Origin of the sequence: Maridesulfovibrio ferrireducens (genome assembly GCF_016342405.1) — a bacterium.
Classification (GTDB): domain Bacteria; phylum Desulfobacterota; class Desulfovibrionia; order Desulfovibrionales; family Desulfovibrionaceae; genus Maridesulfovibrio; species Maridesulfovibrio ferrireducens_A.
The window spans coordinates 1-13,528 of the sequence record NZ_JAEINN010000035.1 but is presented as its reverse complement, the minus strand read 5'-3'; the positions used below and the strand labels follow the sequence as shown (position 1 = coordinate 13,528).

The window sequence follows — 13,528 nt, the reverse complement described above, 5'->3', positions numbered from 1 at the left end:
CTGCCCATGATTCCTCCATTTCTTTGTCTTCGGTTCGGGCTTCAACTTCGCAGTCGCGCTCATGTTCGTCGCGTTCCCTGTCGTTCTGGAGTTCAAAATATTCCTCTTCGGAGTACCAGCGCCCTCTAAAGAGAATTTCTCCGGTACAATCGTCCCGGCGAAGGTTGGAACAAGTCATTAGGTTATCCATGACTTCTTTCTCCTTCTGCGAGACCTTCTTTCAAGGCATACCGATAGATGGCTTCAGACTTTTTAAAGATGCTGTTTGCTAAGACTTTCAGCGCCTTAGACCTGCGTTTATCTCCGTCTTTTTCAATCAGGTCTGCAATGGCTTTTACGGATTCACCGGCCCTCATTAAATCGAAGGATTTTTCATTTAGCTCAAGAAAGTCCATGATTCCTCCGTGGTCCTTCGACGTTTCCGGCGTATTTGGCTCCGGCTTGTGAAAGGTGATAGACGGCCACTCTTTTAGTGAGTCGTTTTGCCTCTTTCCAGTTCTCGAAGGATATTAAGTTCTCGTTTTTCTGAACTGCTTTAGTCATTTCTTCGAAAAGGTATGTTTTAGAAAGTTTGGCCATTTAACCCTCCCGCCACAGCCCCGATCATAATTCCGAGGATCAGTAGTTCAGCAAGCATCATTATCGAAACCATTGCCTTGAATGCTAATTTCATACGATCCTCGTTTGTTGCGGTTAAAGATTGGGAGCCGGGTAAATAAAGTAAAACCCCGGCCCCCATTTGGACACAATGTCCGGCATTAGTTGTTTCTCGAAGCCCGTAAGGGTGGCGGGAGGGGAGTTCCCGCCGAACCCAAGTAACAGGGGTGAGGTCTACTATTAAGGAGGTTTTGACCTTCACAGACTTCGAGAGGTTTTCCAGCTCAGAAAGAACCAACCTTACTAATTGTTGTTTTAAGTGAGCTGAGAAATGTTGTGAGCGGAGGCCGGACGTAATCCCGGCAGGTTGCATAAGCGTTATTTTATGATGCTGCGATAGAGGCTCTTTTGGGCCTATCTGCAATGGGGCCATCAACCCCCAGCACACCTACGATTTAATTGTGCTTCTCCACTCAAAATTTAATTTTCAAAGAACTTAGTAACTTGCCTTCTACCGTCCCGTGGTGTGGCTTCGGCTCCGTAGCCTACTAACTTACTGTTGCGGGTATCTGGCGGTAACACTGTGACCTTCTGCGTACTGTCCTGCCGTAGCGAGGATGATTCGGCTTTGTTTCGCTGTGTTGAATGTAAGTTACCGCACAGGAACAAAGAAGGTCAAGAAGAAAGTCTCTGTGCGGTAACTTTTTTCAAAGTAGGGTATATATCGAATAAGCGTGAATGGATGATAATGTGAAGGAGCGTGGCTTTGTACTAGGGCAATACCGTGAGAGTGCTGAGGAAATTTAGGCTTCAGCCTTGAACCGGGGGTGGTTAAAATTAATACGAAGTAGGAGGGATTTATGTCAATACAGCTTAACAAGTTTGGTATTATTACTTTAATTGCATTCTGTTCTTTTTTAGGGGGTCTCGTCGGAGGAGGGGTAGTTCAGCTTTGTACAGGTACAAGTTATGCTAATTCAGTCCCAAAGCTACAAAATGCTACCATTGATGTTCTTTTTGCTAATGAAGTTATAACAAGAAATATTTCATCAGAGTCGTTTGATGTAATCAATAGCAGATATAATATAGTGGGCGCTATTTTTGCCAACAACGCGAATGGAGCAACTATTGAGTTAGGAGTTCCTGACAGCGACACTTTTGGCATTAAAAAGCGTATGCGTATAGCCTCTTCCAATCATTCTGGTGTTATATCTTTTTGGGATGAAGATGACGATTCACGCCTTGATATTGAAGTGACGAACAGAGATCCATCAATAGCTTTTTATTACAATAACAAAATAAGGCTATCCTTAGGGACTAACAATGTCGTGACAAAGAACACAGGAGATGATCATAAAATTAAAGGCAGTGTATATACATTTGACAAGCGCGGAGACGTCACAGGGGTTGTACCGCGGTAAAACCATGTACTTATTTTTTGTTGGAAATACTATGCGAGTTTATTTGGTTATTGTAACACAGTGTTTATTTTTTATTATAATCTATCCAGCACACGCCAAAAATCTTCACAAAGAATCCTGGTATCAGGAGCGATGGTGTAAAGGTAAAGACGTTAAAGAGCATCAACTTCCAGACAGAACTAGAGTGGATTGCTTAACAGACAGTCACGCTATTGAGTTAGACTTCGGCAGAAAGTGGGCTGAGTCGGTAGGGCAGGCTCTGTATTATTCGTTACAGACTGGGAAGAAGGCTGGGATAGGTTTGATCCTTGAAAAACCTTCAGATCGTAAATATTGGATTCGGCTGAATAGTGTGATTGAGTATTATAAATTACCTATTGATACTTGGGAAATTAAGCCTTAGGCGCAAAAAAAAGCCTGAGATGTTCAATCTCAGGCTTAGGGGGAGCATTAAAAATATGTGTTAAGTCTTATGCTTAGGGAAGTTTATGACCTTATTTTGTGGCTTAACTGTTTTTAGTTTTGGTTTTTGGACTTGAAGAGGAATTGTTTCTTTCGGTACACAGGTTAGTTGTGCAATATCGTCAGGTGACAATTGTGTTTTGTAAGATATTTCATCAAACGTTAATCCGCCTTCTGTGCATAATAGTTTTGTTGATTCTCTAAGTATTTTAGGGTGCTCAACAGGGATTATGTCATCAAGAGGTTCTTTTAGTCTCCATTTACGCTTGGATATATTAATAAAGAAATTCCTTTTAGAATCATCTGAAATTAATCCAAGTTGCCAACACCGTATAATTTGAGCTTGAATGGAGACTTTCCATTTCTCTTTTAAAAGCTTGAAGACATCTAAAGAAGGATAGCCAAAATCTCTAACATAAGAATGAGCAGGAAGTAGAAAGGATGATGCGAAGCGGTTAGCTTGTTTTTCAATTTCTTTCAGGTTCTCATTTGTTGGATGAACTTTTCTATGCATGACAAGGTGTCCCAACTCATGTGCAAGACTGAATCTATCCCTGCATGCACTCGGCTTGGTTGAAACCAACACAGCTGCTGGAATTTGTGAGTTTAAAACCCACCTAGAAAAAGCGTCCTCAGCTTTCACTTCAAGGGGCATTTCAACAACAATAACTCCATTGTTTTCCATCAACATAGTCATATTTGAAATTGGTCCATCGCCGATATTAAAAGCTCTGCGACAAGACAAGGCTATTTCTTCAATTTCTTCATCTGAGACTAATTGATATCGTGAGCTAATATCTAATTCTTCTGGAATATTTGGGGCAGGAAGCTCCAAGTATTCATCATAACAGTCAAGCAATCTTGCTAACCAGCTTAATTTTATTTGCGCTCTATTTCGTTCTTTCTTGTGTAAGCTTGCAAGCGACCTGAAGTATATAGGAGCGTTCTCAATTAAAGCATTTTCAGTATATAAGAAGGCTAGTGGAATATTTAAGCAGCCAGATAGCTTATCTAGAGCAGTTGCTCTTGGGGCTTGCTTGTTGTTTTCGTAGTTAGAAATTGATTGTTTGGTAACGCCGGAAATTTCAGCTAATTGTGATTGAGACAGACCACGAGCTGTCCGTGCTTCAACAAGCATGGCGCCATTGAATTGTGATATGGAAGTGATCTTATCAGTCATATGAAATTAGCTTCTTTGGGTTTTTGATTTTTTTGATTTAAGCCTAATAAGTGGTTCAGGAATATTTTCTTCAACTTCTGCTCGTATGACAACTTCGCTAGAGTAGAGGTTCTTAATAGATAGATATCGCTTTTGTCTAGGGTCAGGAACAGCAAGTTGGACAAAGCCAAGTTTGGCGCGGTCTTCTTGATCTGGTCCGTGAAGTATATATATATTACATTTTGAGTTTTCTGGGGCATGGGGTTCGTCAATTCCGTCAAGCCATAGGTGGTTAAACGTTGCATTTGACTCTCGATAAAGAGCATCTCGTGTAAATGCGCCCGCAGATCGAACTCTATGAGATGTCATTAATATTCTATCTGTTTCAATTTCAAGATGAGATCTCTTTTTTGTATTGGGTTGAAGTCTTGGTGAAAGTCCGCTTCCGCAATACTTTTCCGCTAGTTCTTTTAGAATACATTGCGCCCAGAGACCTTGTTCTGTGTTGAGAGATTCGTAATATAAATCGGGGACGGGTTTTTTTGCAGATTCGTGTGCTTTTTTGTAGGCCGTTTTGATTTGGCCGGGAATAGATTTAATCATGAGCTCAGGAAGGTCTTTAGCAAGGAGCTCTGACAGTGTAATAAAAGTATCATTCAAATTTATACCCTCTTATGGAAATCGTTAAATGGCAATATTGCCTTCGTTCTGTCAATTTTTATAGCGATTGTTTTTTGTCTTGTCAACTTTTGTGGGTTGTTTTGCCTTTTGAAGCAAAAAGAAACCCCGCCGGAGCGGGGTGAAGGAGTGTCTAATCTAGTGGGGGAGATTGACTATTTTAGCGTTTTTGCAACAATCTCTGCTATGGAAGAGCCTATTTTAGTGATCTCAGTTGTAGTGGTCTCTTTTTTGTCTTTTCCAAAAACCGCAATAACAAAAAAGACAAGAAAAACAGTTGATGCCGTTAAGAAAGCAAGGGGGAGGCCCAATGCGAATGGGGTTTCTTTACAAAGACTGAGAAGAAGGCCCTGCCCCCACGGGCAGAGGAAAAGGTAAAGTATTGCCGAATAGTTAAGACAAATAATACCCATTACAAATATAAAGAGATAATTTTTGTGTCTTAAGTTTTGGGAAGCATGTGCAAGTTTATCATCCAATAAACCTTTGTCTCTTTTAGTTTGGAGGTCCTTGTCTGGGTTATCTAATATTTCGGAGTAATCACTACCAATTTGAGTTGCGGGTGTGGTATTTGTCTCGTTGCCTTTAGTCATTATAAATAGCCTAGTCTTTCAAGTCTAATTTCCATAGCACGTGGTGAAACTCCAAATCTTTCTGAAAGTTCAGAAAATGAAGTGATTCCTTCTGTTAACAGTCTTGTGATTGCTTCGTGAGGCATGATTAAAGCTGCTGCAAATTCGTTAGCTTGCTGTTCTTTATAACTGTAAGAGAAAGAATGGTCTTCACGTGCTGCTGGCCCGTGGTTAAAGGCATGGTGGCCTAACTCATGGGCAACAGTAAACCTAATCCTGTTCTTATGATGGTGTGGATTAAATGAAATTACACCCGGACGATATTCCCCAGATCTATTGCAGCTTTGCAGGTTTTCGTCTTGAAAAACCTGTATGCTTAAAGCATTGGCAATTCGAATTGGGTTTACCGGGAGCATACCATCCCAAAAACTTAAGAGGTATGAGTGTGCTAACTCTTCCGGTGTCATGATTTATCCTTTGTGTGTATTTAGTGGCTATCAATCTACATATATACATATATGGCGTAAATGCAAGTTTATTGAGTGATTCTTAGGTTGCTACTTTTATTATTATAATCTTTTTCACTCTTTTGCCGAATAGGTCTACCGGACGAATATATTATCTTTAGGCAGACTTGCGGGTTTGCTGAGTGTCAGCGTTGTTTTCAGATTCTAACTCGGCGGCTGCTTTATTTAAAAGAATAGTCGGGTTGATGCTTATTTCTTTGCAGATAGCGTGAAATTCATAGAGGTCTGGCTTTATGGTTCCTGAAAGAATAGATTCAAGCCTTCCGTTGCTTATGCCTGTATTTATAGATATTTGGACAGGGGTAGTCTCGGAATGTGTGATATTTTCAGAGAGTTCTTGGGCGATCTTTTTATCAAATGAATTCATTTTTTCAGGGATCTCTCCGAACATTTCTTGAGAAGAGATTCCTAATTTTTTTGCATACCTAACCATTTCTCCGAAAGAGTTTCTTTCTCCTCCTTGTGCTCTAGATAGCCAGCGAGAGGTTGTCGCTTTTGCAACACCTAGTCCACGGCCTATCTCTTCTAATGTTTTTCCTGACGATCTTAGCTCATCAAGTTTTTTTAGAACCATATCCCAGCCATGGGCAGCTTCTTTATCGTATGCTTTTGTACTCATGTTCATTTTGTATCTCACGAAAGGTTTCTTTGGAGGAACAAGCATGTTGACTTTGAATGTTCCTGTGCGGTAACATAGCGACATGAACAGATTAGAAAGATACCGAACTGAAAAAGGCCTGACTTTTGAAATGCTCGCAAAAGCTGTCGGGTTAAGTAAGCCTGGAGTATTTAGGCATTGCCGAGGTTTGCAAGCAATCTCTGGCGAATCAGCTCTTCTTTACCACATCCATCTAGGGATACCTTTGAAAGACCTGCGTCCGGATTTGTATTCCGACAAGGCCGCTTAATGCCTAACCCCAAATTTCCCAAACGAACGCCACTGCTGTGGTGGTAATTTTCCACAACCTTTAACGAAGGAGAAAAGTTATGCCTCTTGATCATCTTGCTTTTTCTGATACCGATTCAACTAAGGCTCTAAGGTTTTTACATGATTTTATAAACGATACTAATTATTCTAATGATTCGAGCATACGGAACGCAATTGAGAGATCGCTTCCTGCACTTAAAGCTCTGTCAAAAGACCAACCTCTTCTCCTACCTCTTTTGGCTGCAATCCCTTTTTCCAGGAAAAGAGAGGTCCTCCGAGACATAAGATTAATTTGTCTTGTTTTGGAAGTTTCAGAGTGGGGTAAAGAAACTTTTTCCAATCATTATAGTGAAGTTTTAAACACTGACTTCGAATCTGGTTTTGAACTTTTTAGACTTGAGTGCTTCCCAGATACCCCTCATCTAAGAAGAAGGCTTTCGAACTTTTTTCTTGAAGCAGAATGTGACGTAGAAGATCTAGCGATAGATTCGCAAATTCCGGTTTCTGACCTCCACTCTTTTATCTCTGGAGAAAGCGGGATCTTAACTTCGTATCAAGAAAAGCTTTGGCCCTACCTCTACGGAGACAAGCGTCCAGCTAAATCAGACAAGGCCGCCTAATGCCGCGCCCAAAATTTCCAACACGAACGCCACTGCTGTGGTGGTAATTTTCTGCAACCTTTAACAATGGAGAAAAGTAATGTCTCTGACAATCACTAAGAACGGCAAAGAATTAAAGATTTATGATGAGGATCTGGAAAACATTCTCACTTCTGACAGCGATGAAGATAAAAAGCTGGTGGCTCTTGCCTGTGAGCTGTCCATGAAACTTGAAGGTCTGACTATTGGCGAATCCAGAATGACTGCTAGAATACTCAGCAGCATAGTAGAGGTTTTAGATATCGCCAGCCCTATTGAGACTGGCGATATTAAAGTTATTTATGCTGAAGCTTCCCCTTAGAATTCTTTCTATTTGCGGCTAGTTGGGTTTCAGATTTTGCAAAGGCCATTTTAAAAATCTTGTGAGCTTGGTCAATGTGTTCCTGAGTCGGTGATTCATCTCCTGCAAGTTGTATTGCGGCTAACATGATGTTTGAAGATGTGATTTTATCTGCTCCATATGCAAAAGCTTGAGCGATTCCCGCAAGGTCAGGGCTATAATTTTTATTCATTTTTTGAGTTCTCCTTCTGGTTAAAGATTAAAAGAATTGGTTGTTCTTAGATCCGATATCAGAAGGAAACTCTAAAGTACATTTTCAAATAAACGGCAACGGTAACTGACTAGATATTGAAGAAATTTCCAGACGTTTAGCAGCGTGTAAAATTGCATCGTCATAAGACTGAGCAAGAGAAAATCCGGGACTAACTTTTTCCCGATGCCAGTTAACTTTTCCTTGATGGATGATTGTCACCGTCAGCAAAGTTCCCCGACCATTTTTACGGCTCAGGTGAACTCTTGCTGAGGCTTTTGGAATATTTGGATTGCGGTCCATGATTGTGAGATAACTTAAACTTTAAACAAGATACGAGGATAAAATGAGTCCAGAAATAACGTCTGCGAAAGAGCTCCCGTCCAAGTCTTGGGAGATTTTCACTTACGCAAGAAACCTCCTATCAATTACAGGATTGTACCGCATTTTCCACGTCGAAAAGGTTCAAATCTATCGGTACTCAAAAGACCCTGCGATTTATGAGGATGCTTCCAGGAATCCAATTGACCAAGTTAGTCATATGCTTCGTGAAGTAGCTGAAGCAGGAGAAGTAGAAGGCAGAACCGTTGCTAAAATAACCTTAAACCTTATGGCTAAAGATATCGGACTCAAGGTCGTAGATATTAAAAATGGCGTTCCTGTTCACGAATCTCTTCATGCTGAATTCCTAGAAATATACACAGCTCTTTCAGCTCTCCAGCAAGCCGCTCACAGACAAGAACATCCTCTAGTAATCGTTGAATACCTTGGCGACGTTAAAAAGGGGCTGGTAAGCTTTCTGGCTCATTATGAGAAGGAATACATAGAGAAGGATGGTATTATCCGGTTTTCGATTGGTTCAGCTCCTAAGCCGTCATTCTGGCGTAAACTCTGGCCTTTTGGGCGGTAGCTGACCATGGCAAAAAACAAAGCTCCTGCATTCCAGTTCTATGTTCGTGACTGGCTTTCTGAACCGGAAGTCCGTCGCCTGTGTCCTGCTTCTCGCGGCATATGGATAGATATTCTTGCTTATATGTGGCTGGAAGAAGAGCAGGGAAAACTCCAGGTCGAAGTACCTGAATTAGCCCGGATGTGCGGAGCCAGTGAAGCAGAAATTAATCGCTTTTTACAGGAAGCCGAGCGTGTAGATTTATGTAACGTGTCCCTTTTTTGTCCCCTCAATGTCCCCGATTGTCCCCAAAATGTCCTACTCGTGTCCCGAAGAATGCACCGAGAGTGGAAAGTCAAGTATAACGAGAAGTTAAAGAAGAGAAAACAGCGTTCTGGACAGGGTGTCCCAAGTGGTGTCCCGAAAAAGTCCCCTTCCTCTTCTTCTTCTGCATCTGCATCTGCTAATAATATTAATAAAAATACTAATAAACTTATTAATAATATTTGCCCGGAAAATGGTGATGAAGAGAGAGAGTTTGAAGAGCCTTTTGAACGTTCTGAAAATCCAGATCCAAATGCGGGAAATTCGAGTGGTCCGAAGAAAACCGACTGCCCATCGAAATCAAATCCATCTCGTCAAGGCTTCATGGCCTGTTTCCAAGTTTACCCAATTCAGCAGGGTGAAGAAGACGCTTGGCAGGAATGGTGTCGGCTTGAAAACAATGGAACGCTCGAAGATTCGTTTGCGATCAGAGATAGAATTATTCTCATGGCCCAAGAAGATGACGGGTGGAAGGGCGGGTTTACTCCAAAGTTTGCAAAGTGGCTAAGAGGCAAAGGCTGGAACGACGAGCCGTATAAGAAACCTGAGAACGGCAGTGGAATAACGAACACGGCTGACTTCATAGCTCAAGCTCGAGCTTTGAGGAATAAAGAACAGAGAGGCGAAAATGACAGACAATGATTTTGCAAGGTTCTGGACGGATATTCACAGCACGTTCGGGATTGATTCAGGAACGAAGATTAAGCTTGCTGCGTACAATCGGACTTTTGAGAAGGTTGAGCATGTTCCGGCAGAAGCTTTAAAGCTTATTCAGTCACGCATTGAAGACCTTGATACTTTGCCACGCAATTTATCAAAGGCCATTCTTAACGGCTGGTACGAATGGAAGTCTCGCAATCCTGACAGGCTTAGAGCTGAACAAGAGAGTGGAGCTAAGGGCGGCTGTCCGAATTGTCATGACGGATATATTTGGGCGAAAGGTATTCCGTTCGGTTCTAAGCTTGTGACTCCGAATCCGTATGTCTTCCGTTGTGGGCACTGTGGCGGCGGAGAAGGGGCAATTCCTAAAGCAACCAGAGAAGGGCTTGAGGCCGCAGGATATATAATTACCAATCCTGCTTACGTCAAAGAGGCGGCTTAGGCTTCGCTAGACTTTGATAGACTGTGAGAATTTCAAATTTAGGAGAAATATCAGGTGAAGAAACAAGACAATGTAATCCGTTTCACAATCCCAATCGTTCCTGAGTCTGGTTTGTTGGAGGTGGCGTAAAGTGAAAGATATAGCCTTTTGTGGGCTCATGGCATTTTTTTTCTGGCTTCTTTTAAGCCCTCCAACCAAAGCGCAGCTAGAAACGACTGAGCGTGTCACTAAGGATTTTTTAGAAGCGGCAAAGGCGCAAGAACAGAACTGCTCACTCAAGGACGAAGTTGAAGAGCTTCGGGCTCGGGTGGAAAAATTGGAGGAAGGAAAATGACAGGAATCTACAAACCAAACCATTTCCGAATCGAAGAGCTAGTCTATCCTGAATTCTACGAAGCTCATAAGCACCGTGGGGAACTTATGTGGATGGCCTTCGATCAGAGAGCGTTAATAACTCTCGACTGGTTGAGAGAAACTTATGGCCCGATCACCGTCAATGACTGGCTGTGGGGTGGACCATTTAAGTATTCCGGCTTGCGTCCATTTGATTGCGAAGAAGGATCGGAGCTTAGTCAGCATAAGTTCGGAAGGGCGTTCGATTGCAAGTTTAAGAACGTTACGGCTGATGAGGTACGGGCTGATATGCGTAGGGTTGGCTGTATGGAGCCTAAGGTGAATAGAGATAGCTTACCGCTGCGGTATCGTTATATCCGGCGGATTGAGGAATTCCCCGGTATGAGCTGGTTTCATTTCGATACTGGGAACTGGGATGATTTGAAATATGGGGTTCGGGTGGTGGGGGGATGAATAATAAAGATCATTGGCGTATATGGCCATGGCCTACCGATCCCGACTACAAGCCTCCAAAATATAGCAGGGGTGTAGAGCGTGTGTTGAACGGCGGGGCTGTGTGGCTTATGGGTAATGAGGATACATTACATCTGATTCGTGGCTATGAGTGGGATTCTATCTTTGACCTTTATACGGCGGAGTAATGCAAATGATTAGAGCAATTTTGTTTGCGTGTGTTTGGGTAATCGGAGGGCCTCTATTGATGGTATGGTCTAACAATATGCTTATGCCTGTCGGATATAGGATCTTCCAGCATCCGCTAGGACTTGTACTAAATATGGTTATATTTCTTGTGTACTATGCAGGAATCCAATTGTTTGGCTGGCAGATCGCTTCCACGGAAAAACTTGACCTTCGGGAAACTTGGGCAATGTTGAAGAGGAATTGGTGATATGAACGGCTACAAGTGTCCACTATGTGGCAAAGGCCAGATTCTTGAAAGTTTGACATCGAAAGATTATGAATACAAAGGGAATTCTTTAACAATAGATAATATTCTGCTTAGGAAATGTGACACCTGTGGAGATTCTTTCGAAATGATGGACGACAATAAGCATATGTATGAAGAGTTACTCAAGTTTAAGAGCAAAGTTAATGGTCTTCTTATCTCTTCTGGGACTGTAGAGTGTCTCGCGGGAAGGAAAAGAAAATGAATCAAGCAATCTCCCCGTTACAACTAACCAGCCTGAATGAAATAGCCCGTGTGTTTAAATGCTCCGTGGACACTGTTAAGAGTTGGTTTGATGAGGGCGCACCAATTCATCATTGCAGTGAAAAGAGGTACGGAGCAGATTACCACCAGCTCAATAGTTGGTTGGTGAAGAAGACGAATAAAAATGAAAAGGTTTCAGCGTGAGTTGAGGCCTTTTTTCTTGTTTTTAAAAACCCTGTCAATCCCCCTTGTACGACCCGCTACGACCCGCTACGACCCGCTATCAACTTCACTCCAAAACCCCATGTTACACTCCTCGCTACTAATCCAAGGCCCGTAAGCCTCCTCTGTTTCCGCTCTGGAAAGCTCCGGCTCTCCGTTCCGACTCAACGATCAGCGCGGGCACTTGGATAAACTTAACGCGGGGATAACATGCGGTCCATCCTCCAGCATAATCTGAATTCGTTAAACCTCTGCTCAAGACTCCATTCGTGGGGATTTGGGCGAGGTTTTGTTGCGTGGTTTGGAAAGTGGTGGGAGCGGGGCGTTCATCCTCTGATCTACCGGAGGAACGATGGCAGAAACTAATTACACTGAGGTTATCAGTACAGCGATTGCCGTATGCGCCGTGGCTGCGGCTATGTGGCCTGAACCTAAGAGTCCAACACTTAAACGAATCTGGAATGTCGTGAACTTTATTGGCGCGAATTTCGGAAAGGCAAAAAACAAAGGCGGTAAGTGATGCGTAAATATCTAATCTTATGCCCAATGGCTCCAGCACTTTTTGTACTGCTGATGGTTGTTGGCTCTTTGTCTTCCGGTTGTGCGTTTAAGAAGCTCTCTGACTTGCCGGCGGAAGATCAGGCCGTTGAATACTCCATCATAATCATGGAGTCCTACAACGCCACTTACCAGCAGTACAACGAGATTAAATCCACTCTTACTTCTGATCAAAAGGTTATTGCCGCTGATTTCGTAAGAGCAATGAATCTTGCAAAGCCAGCAATTGTTCTAACTGCTCGTGCTGCTGAGTCTTGGAAGACTGCTTCCGCTGACGACTCTGCGAAGGCTGAACTCAAATACAGACAGCAGAAGCTAATTGCTGCGGATATTTTGCGTGAAGCTATGGAGCTCTGGGCGAAGCTTGAACAGGGAGAAGAATAGTTATGGATTTCACCGAATTTGAAAACATTGAAGTCAATGACGATACCGCTGAAATGGTCGCCGGAGCTGTTACTGCCATCGCGGGTTTCGCAGGTCTAACAGGGCCGCTTCTCCCGTTTCTTGGGCTTGCTGTGAACCTCGGGCTTAAGCTTTGTGATGGTGGTTATGAGTGTCACGAATTGCCAACTTTAAAGAAGATGGCTGACGGAATTGAAGTTTTGCCTGATCTGACTGTGGAGTAATTAAGTGGACCGTTTAACTCAAGCCGAATTCTGGGCGAAACTGTCCATACCAATACTCATTTCTACGCTTGGGGGGATTGTCCGATCCCTCCAGCGTACGGATCGTTGTTCTTGGAAGTCTTTAGCAATTGGAACACTCACATCAGGGTTCACCGGAATGTGCGTACATCTGTTGATATCTGATTTGGCTGTTTCGGATGCTGTAAGGGCTGGAATTGTAGGTGTAAGCGGGTTCGCCTCGGGTGATCTGCTGAAGGTTTTATCTAGTCGGGTTTGTAAAGTTGCTAAGGGGGAATAGTTATGGCCCCCAAGGTTTCAAAACTCGACATCTGGCTTCAGCTCTATCTTGACCAAGGATCTGATACTTTTTTGAACGCTGCTGAGTCTGCACGAGCTGCCGGATATAATTGCAAAGACGATAATTTTAAGAGGCAGGGCTACCTCAATAAACGGAGGCGCGAGTCTCAGATTATTAAGTGGATGGACGAAGTCGGGCTTTCGGAATGCCGTTTGAAAATGAAGTTAGCGGAGATGTTGGACGCTAAGGAAATCAAAGTCTTTCAGTACGAAGGTAAGATCGTTAAGTCTGAAAGGTTTAATGCCTTGGGTATCCAGATGAAGGCTCTCGACATGGCTTTGAAAGTTAAGGGTTTGTATGCCGCTGAGAAGCGTGATCACACAGTTAAAGAGATTAAACCTCCAACCCTAACAATCGTTACGAGTAGCAACAATGAGTGACATGGACCTTTCTTTTAACCTGCATCCGAGGC

At 42.8% G+C, this 13,528-nt stretch carries 29 protein-coding genes; 18 read left to right on the top strand and 11 right to left on the bottom strand.

All coding sequences use genetic code 11. The features are described from left to right. The 4 genes from JEY82_RS18980 to JEY82_RS18965 all read right to left on the bottom strand — a co-directional run. A partial coding sequence (locus JEY82_RS18980; RefSeq protein ID WP_304088723.1) for a hypothetical protein occupies positions 1–190 on the bottom strand: 190 nt, incomplete at its 3' end. Further along, positions 183–395, bottom strand: coding sequence for a hypothetical protein (locus JEY82_RS18975; protein WP_304088720.1), 213 nt, complete (start codon positions 393–395; stop codon positions 183–185). The genes JEY82_RS18975 and JEY82_RS18980, both read right to left, overlap by 8 nt. Next, positions 382–579, bottom strand: coding sequence for a hypothetical protein (locus JEY82_RS18970; protein ID WP_304088717.1), 198 nt, complete (start codon positions 577–579; stop codon positions 382–384). The genes JEY82_RS18975 and JEY82_RS18970 overlap by 14 nt, the downstream gene beginning before the upstream one ends. Beyond that, positions 563–1,030 carry a hypothetical protein gene (locus tag JEY82_RS18965; protein WP_304088714.1) on the bottom strand — a complete coding sequence of 156 codons (468 nt, stop codon included), beginning with the start codon at positions 1,028–1,030 and terminating at the stop codon, positions 563–565. Before JEY82_RS18965 ends, JEY82_RS18970 begins: the two co-directional genes overlap by 17 nt. A gap of 427 nt (positions 1,031–1,457) precedes the next feature. Here JEY82_RS18965 and JEY82_RS18960 point away from each other — a divergent pair, with 427 nt between their 5' ends. Together JEY82_RS18960 and JEY82_RS18955 are read left to right on the top strand one after the other, a co-directional pair. After that, positions 1,458–2,018, top strand: a complete 561-nt coding sequence (locus tag JEY82_RS18960) for a hypothetical protein (RefSeq protein WP_304088712.1) — start codon at positions 1,458–1,460, stop codon at positions 2,016–2,018. Between the two features lie 31 nt (positions 2,019–2,049). Beyond that, positions 2,050–2,421 (top strand): hypothetical protein, encoded by a 372-nt coding sequence (locus JEY82_RS18955; RefSeq protein WP_304088709.1) that lies wholly within the window; start codon positions 2,050–2,052, stop codon positions 2,419–2,421. A gap of 60 nt (positions 2,422–2,481) precedes the next feature. Here JEY82_RS18955 and JEY82_RS18950 read toward each other — a convergent pair whose 3' ends face one another. The 5 genes from JEY82_RS18950 to JEY82_RS18930 form a co-directional block, all read right to left on the bottom strand. Beyond that, the gene (locus JEY82_RS18950) at positions 2,482–3,660 is read right to left on the bottom strand and encodes an XRE family transcriptional regulator (RefSeq protein ID WP_304088706.1); all 1,179 of its coding nucleotides are present in this window, start codon (positions 3,658–3,660) and stop codon (positions 2,482–2,484) included. Positions 3,661–3,666: 6 nt separating this feature from the next. Beyond that, positions 3,667–4,299, bottom strand: coding sequence for a hypothetical protein (locus JEY82_RS18945; protein ID WP_304088703.1), 633 nt, complete (start codon positions 4,297–4,299; stop codon positions 3,667–3,669). 173 nt (positions 4,300–4,472) lie between these two features. Continuing rightward, positions 4,473–4,910: a hypothetical protein gene (locus JEY82_RS18940; RefSeq protein WP_304088701.1), complete on the bottom strand. Its 438-nt coding sequence runs from the start codon at positions 4,908–4,910 to the stop codon at positions 4,473–4,475. Then, a complete protein-coding gene (locus tag JEY82_RS18935) occupies positions 4,910–5,356 on the bottom strand; it encodes an ImmA/IrrE family metallo-endopeptidase (RefSeq protein WP_304088698.1) in 447 nt (148 codons plus the stop codon). The genes JEY82_RS18940 and JEY82_RS18935 overlap by 1 nt, the downstream gene beginning before the upstream one ends. 157 nt (positions 5,357–5,513) lie before the next feature. After that, the gene (locus tag JEY82_RS18930) at positions 5,514–6,041 is read right to left on the bottom strand and encodes a helix-turn-helix transcriptional regulator (protein ID WP_304088695.1); all 528 of its coding nucleotides are present in this window, start codon (positions 6,039–6,041) and stop codon (positions 5,514–5,516) included. Positions 6,042–6,117: 76 nt separating this feature from the next. Here JEY82_RS18930 and JEY82_RS18925 point away from each other — a divergent pair, with 76 nt between their 5' ends. The 3 genes from JEY82_RS18925 to JEY82_RS18915 all read left to right on the top strand — a co-directional run bounded on the left by JEY82_RS18925 (position 6,118) and on the right by JEY82_RS18915 (position 7,304). After that, positions 6,118–6,324 carry a helix-turn-helix transcriptional regulator gene (locus tag JEY82_RS18925; protein WP_304088693.1) on the top strand — a complete coding sequence of 69 codons (207 nt, stop codon included), beginning with the start codon at positions 6,118–6,120 and terminating at the stop codon, positions 6,322–6,324. 79 nt (positions 6,325–6,403) lie between these two features. Then, positions 6,404–6,964 (top strand): hypothetical protein, encoded by a 561-nt coding sequence (locus JEY82_RS18920; protein WP_304088690.1) that lies wholly within the window; start codon positions 6,404–6,406, stop codon positions 6,962–6,964. A 79-nt stretch (positions 6,965–7,043) separates the two neighbouring features. After that, on the top strand, positions 7,044–7,304 hold the full coding sequence (locus JEY82_RS18915; RefSeq protein WP_304088687.1) for a hypothetical protein: 261 nt from the start codon (positions 7,044–7,046) through the stop codon (positions 7,302–7,304). Here JEY82_RS18915 and JEY82_RS18910 read toward each other — a convergent pair. Together JEY82_RS18910 and JEY82_RS18905 are read right to left on the bottom strand one after the other, a co-directional pair. Then, positions 7,279–7,515 carry a hypothetical protein gene (locus tag JEY82_RS18910; protein WP_304088685.1) on the bottom strand — a complete coding sequence of 79 codons (237 nt, stop codon included), beginning with the start codon at positions 7,513–7,515 and terminating at the stop codon, positions 7,279–7,281. The two genes, JEY82_RS18915 and JEY82_RS18910, sit on opposite strands and share 26 nt — an antisense overlap. Before the next feature lie 84 nt (positions 7,516–7,599). Further along, positions 7,600–7,836 (bottom strand): hypothetical protein, encoded by a 237-nt coding sequence (locus tag JEY82_RS18905; protein WP_304088682.1) that lies wholly within the window; start codon positions 7,834–7,836, stop codon positions 7,600–7,602. 43 nt (positions 7,837–7,879) lie between these two features. Here JEY82_RS18905 and JEY82_RS18900 point away from each other — a divergent pair, with 43 nt between their 5' ends. From JEY82_RS18900 to JEY82_RS18840, 13 genes are all read left to right on the top strand, one after another. Next, positions 7,880–8,443 carry a hypothetical protein gene (locus JEY82_RS18900; RefSeq protein ID WP_304088680.1) on the top strand — a complete coding sequence of 188 codons (564 nt, stop codon included), beginning with the start codon at positions 7,880–7,882 and terminating at the stop codon, positions 8,441–8,443. A 6-nt stretch (positions 8,444–8,449) separates the two neighbouring features. Next, complete coding sequence (locus tag JEY82_RS18895; RefSeq protein WP_304088678.1) at positions 8,450–9,388, top strand: hypothetical protein; 939 nt, start codon at positions 8,450–8,452, stop codon at positions 9,386–9,388. After that, positions 9,375–9,848, top strand: a complete 474-nt coding sequence (locus tag JEY82_RS18890) for a hypothetical protein (protein ID WP_304088676.1) — start codon at positions 9,375–9,377, stop codon at positions 9,846–9,848. Before JEY82_RS18895 ends, JEY82_RS18890 begins: the two co-directional genes overlap by 14 nt. A gap of 130 nt (positions 9,849–9,978) precedes the next feature. Beyond that, a complete protein-coding gene (locus tag JEY82_RS18885) occupies positions 9,979–10,182 on the top strand; it encodes a hypothetical protein (protein ID WP_304088674.1) in 204 nt (67 codons plus the stop codon). Then, on the top strand, positions 10,179–10,655 hold the full coding sequence (locus tag JEY82_RS18880) for a peptidase M15 (RefSeq protein WP_304088671.1): 477 nt from the start codon (positions 10,179–10,181) through the stop codon (positions 10,653–10,655). The genes JEY82_RS18885 and JEY82_RS18880 overlap by 4 nt, the downstream gene beginning before the upstream one ends. Next, positions 10,652–10,843 carry a hypothetical protein gene (locus JEY82_RS18875; protein ID WP_304088668.1) on the top strand — a complete coding sequence of 64 codons (192 nt, stop codon included), beginning with the start codon at positions 10,652–10,654 and terminating at the stop codon, positions 10,841–10,843. Before JEY82_RS18880 ends, JEY82_RS18875 begins: the two co-directional genes overlap by 4 nt. Positions 10,844–11,092: 249 nt before the next feature. Beyond that, on the top strand, positions 11,093–11,353 hold the full coding sequence (locus tag JEY82_RS18870; protein ID WP_304088665.1) for a type II toxin-antitoxin system MqsA family antitoxin: 261 nt from the start codon (positions 11,093–11,095) through the stop codon (positions 11,351–11,353). Beyond that, on the top strand, positions 11,350–11,556 hold the full coding sequence (locus JEY82_RS18865) for a hypothetical protein (RefSeq protein WP_304088662.1): 207 nt from the start codon (positions 11,350–11,352) through the stop codon (positions 11,554–11,556). The genes JEY82_RS18870 and JEY82_RS18865 overlap by 4 nt, the downstream gene beginning before the upstream one ends. A gap of 370 nt (positions 11,557–11,926) precedes the next feature. Further along, positions 11,927–12,094, top strand: coding sequence for a hypothetical protein (locus JEY82_RS18860; RefSeq protein ID WP_304088660.1), 168 nt, complete (start codon positions 11,927–11,929; stop codon positions 12,092–12,094). Then, entirely contained in the window at positions 12,094–12,516 is a 423-nt protein-coding gene (locus JEY82_RS18855; protein ID WP_304088658.1) for a hypothetical protein, read from the top strand. Before JEY82_RS18860 ends, JEY82_RS18855 begins: the two co-directional genes overlap by 1 nt. Positions 12,517–12,518: 2 nt before the next feature. Further along, positions 12,519–12,758 (top strand): hypothetical protein, encoded by a 240-nt coding sequence (locus JEY82_RS18850; RefSeq protein WP_304088656.1) that lies wholly within the window; start codon positions 12,519–12,521, stop codon positions 12,756–12,758. A 4-nt stretch (positions 12,759–12,762) separates the two neighbouring features. Then, on the top strand, positions 12,763–13,056 hold the full coding sequence (locus JEY82_RS18845; RefSeq protein WP_304088653.1) for a phage holin family protein: 294 nt from the start codon (positions 12,763–12,765) through the stop codon (positions 13,054–13,056). A 2-nt stretch (positions 13,057–13,058) separates the two neighbouring features. Beyond that, positions 13,059–13,496, top strand: coding sequence for a hypothetical protein (locus tag JEY82_RS18840; RefSeq protein WP_304088650.1), 438 nt, complete (start codon positions 13,059–13,061; stop codon positions 13,494–13,496). Positions 13,497–13,528 lie beyond the last annotated feature (32 nt).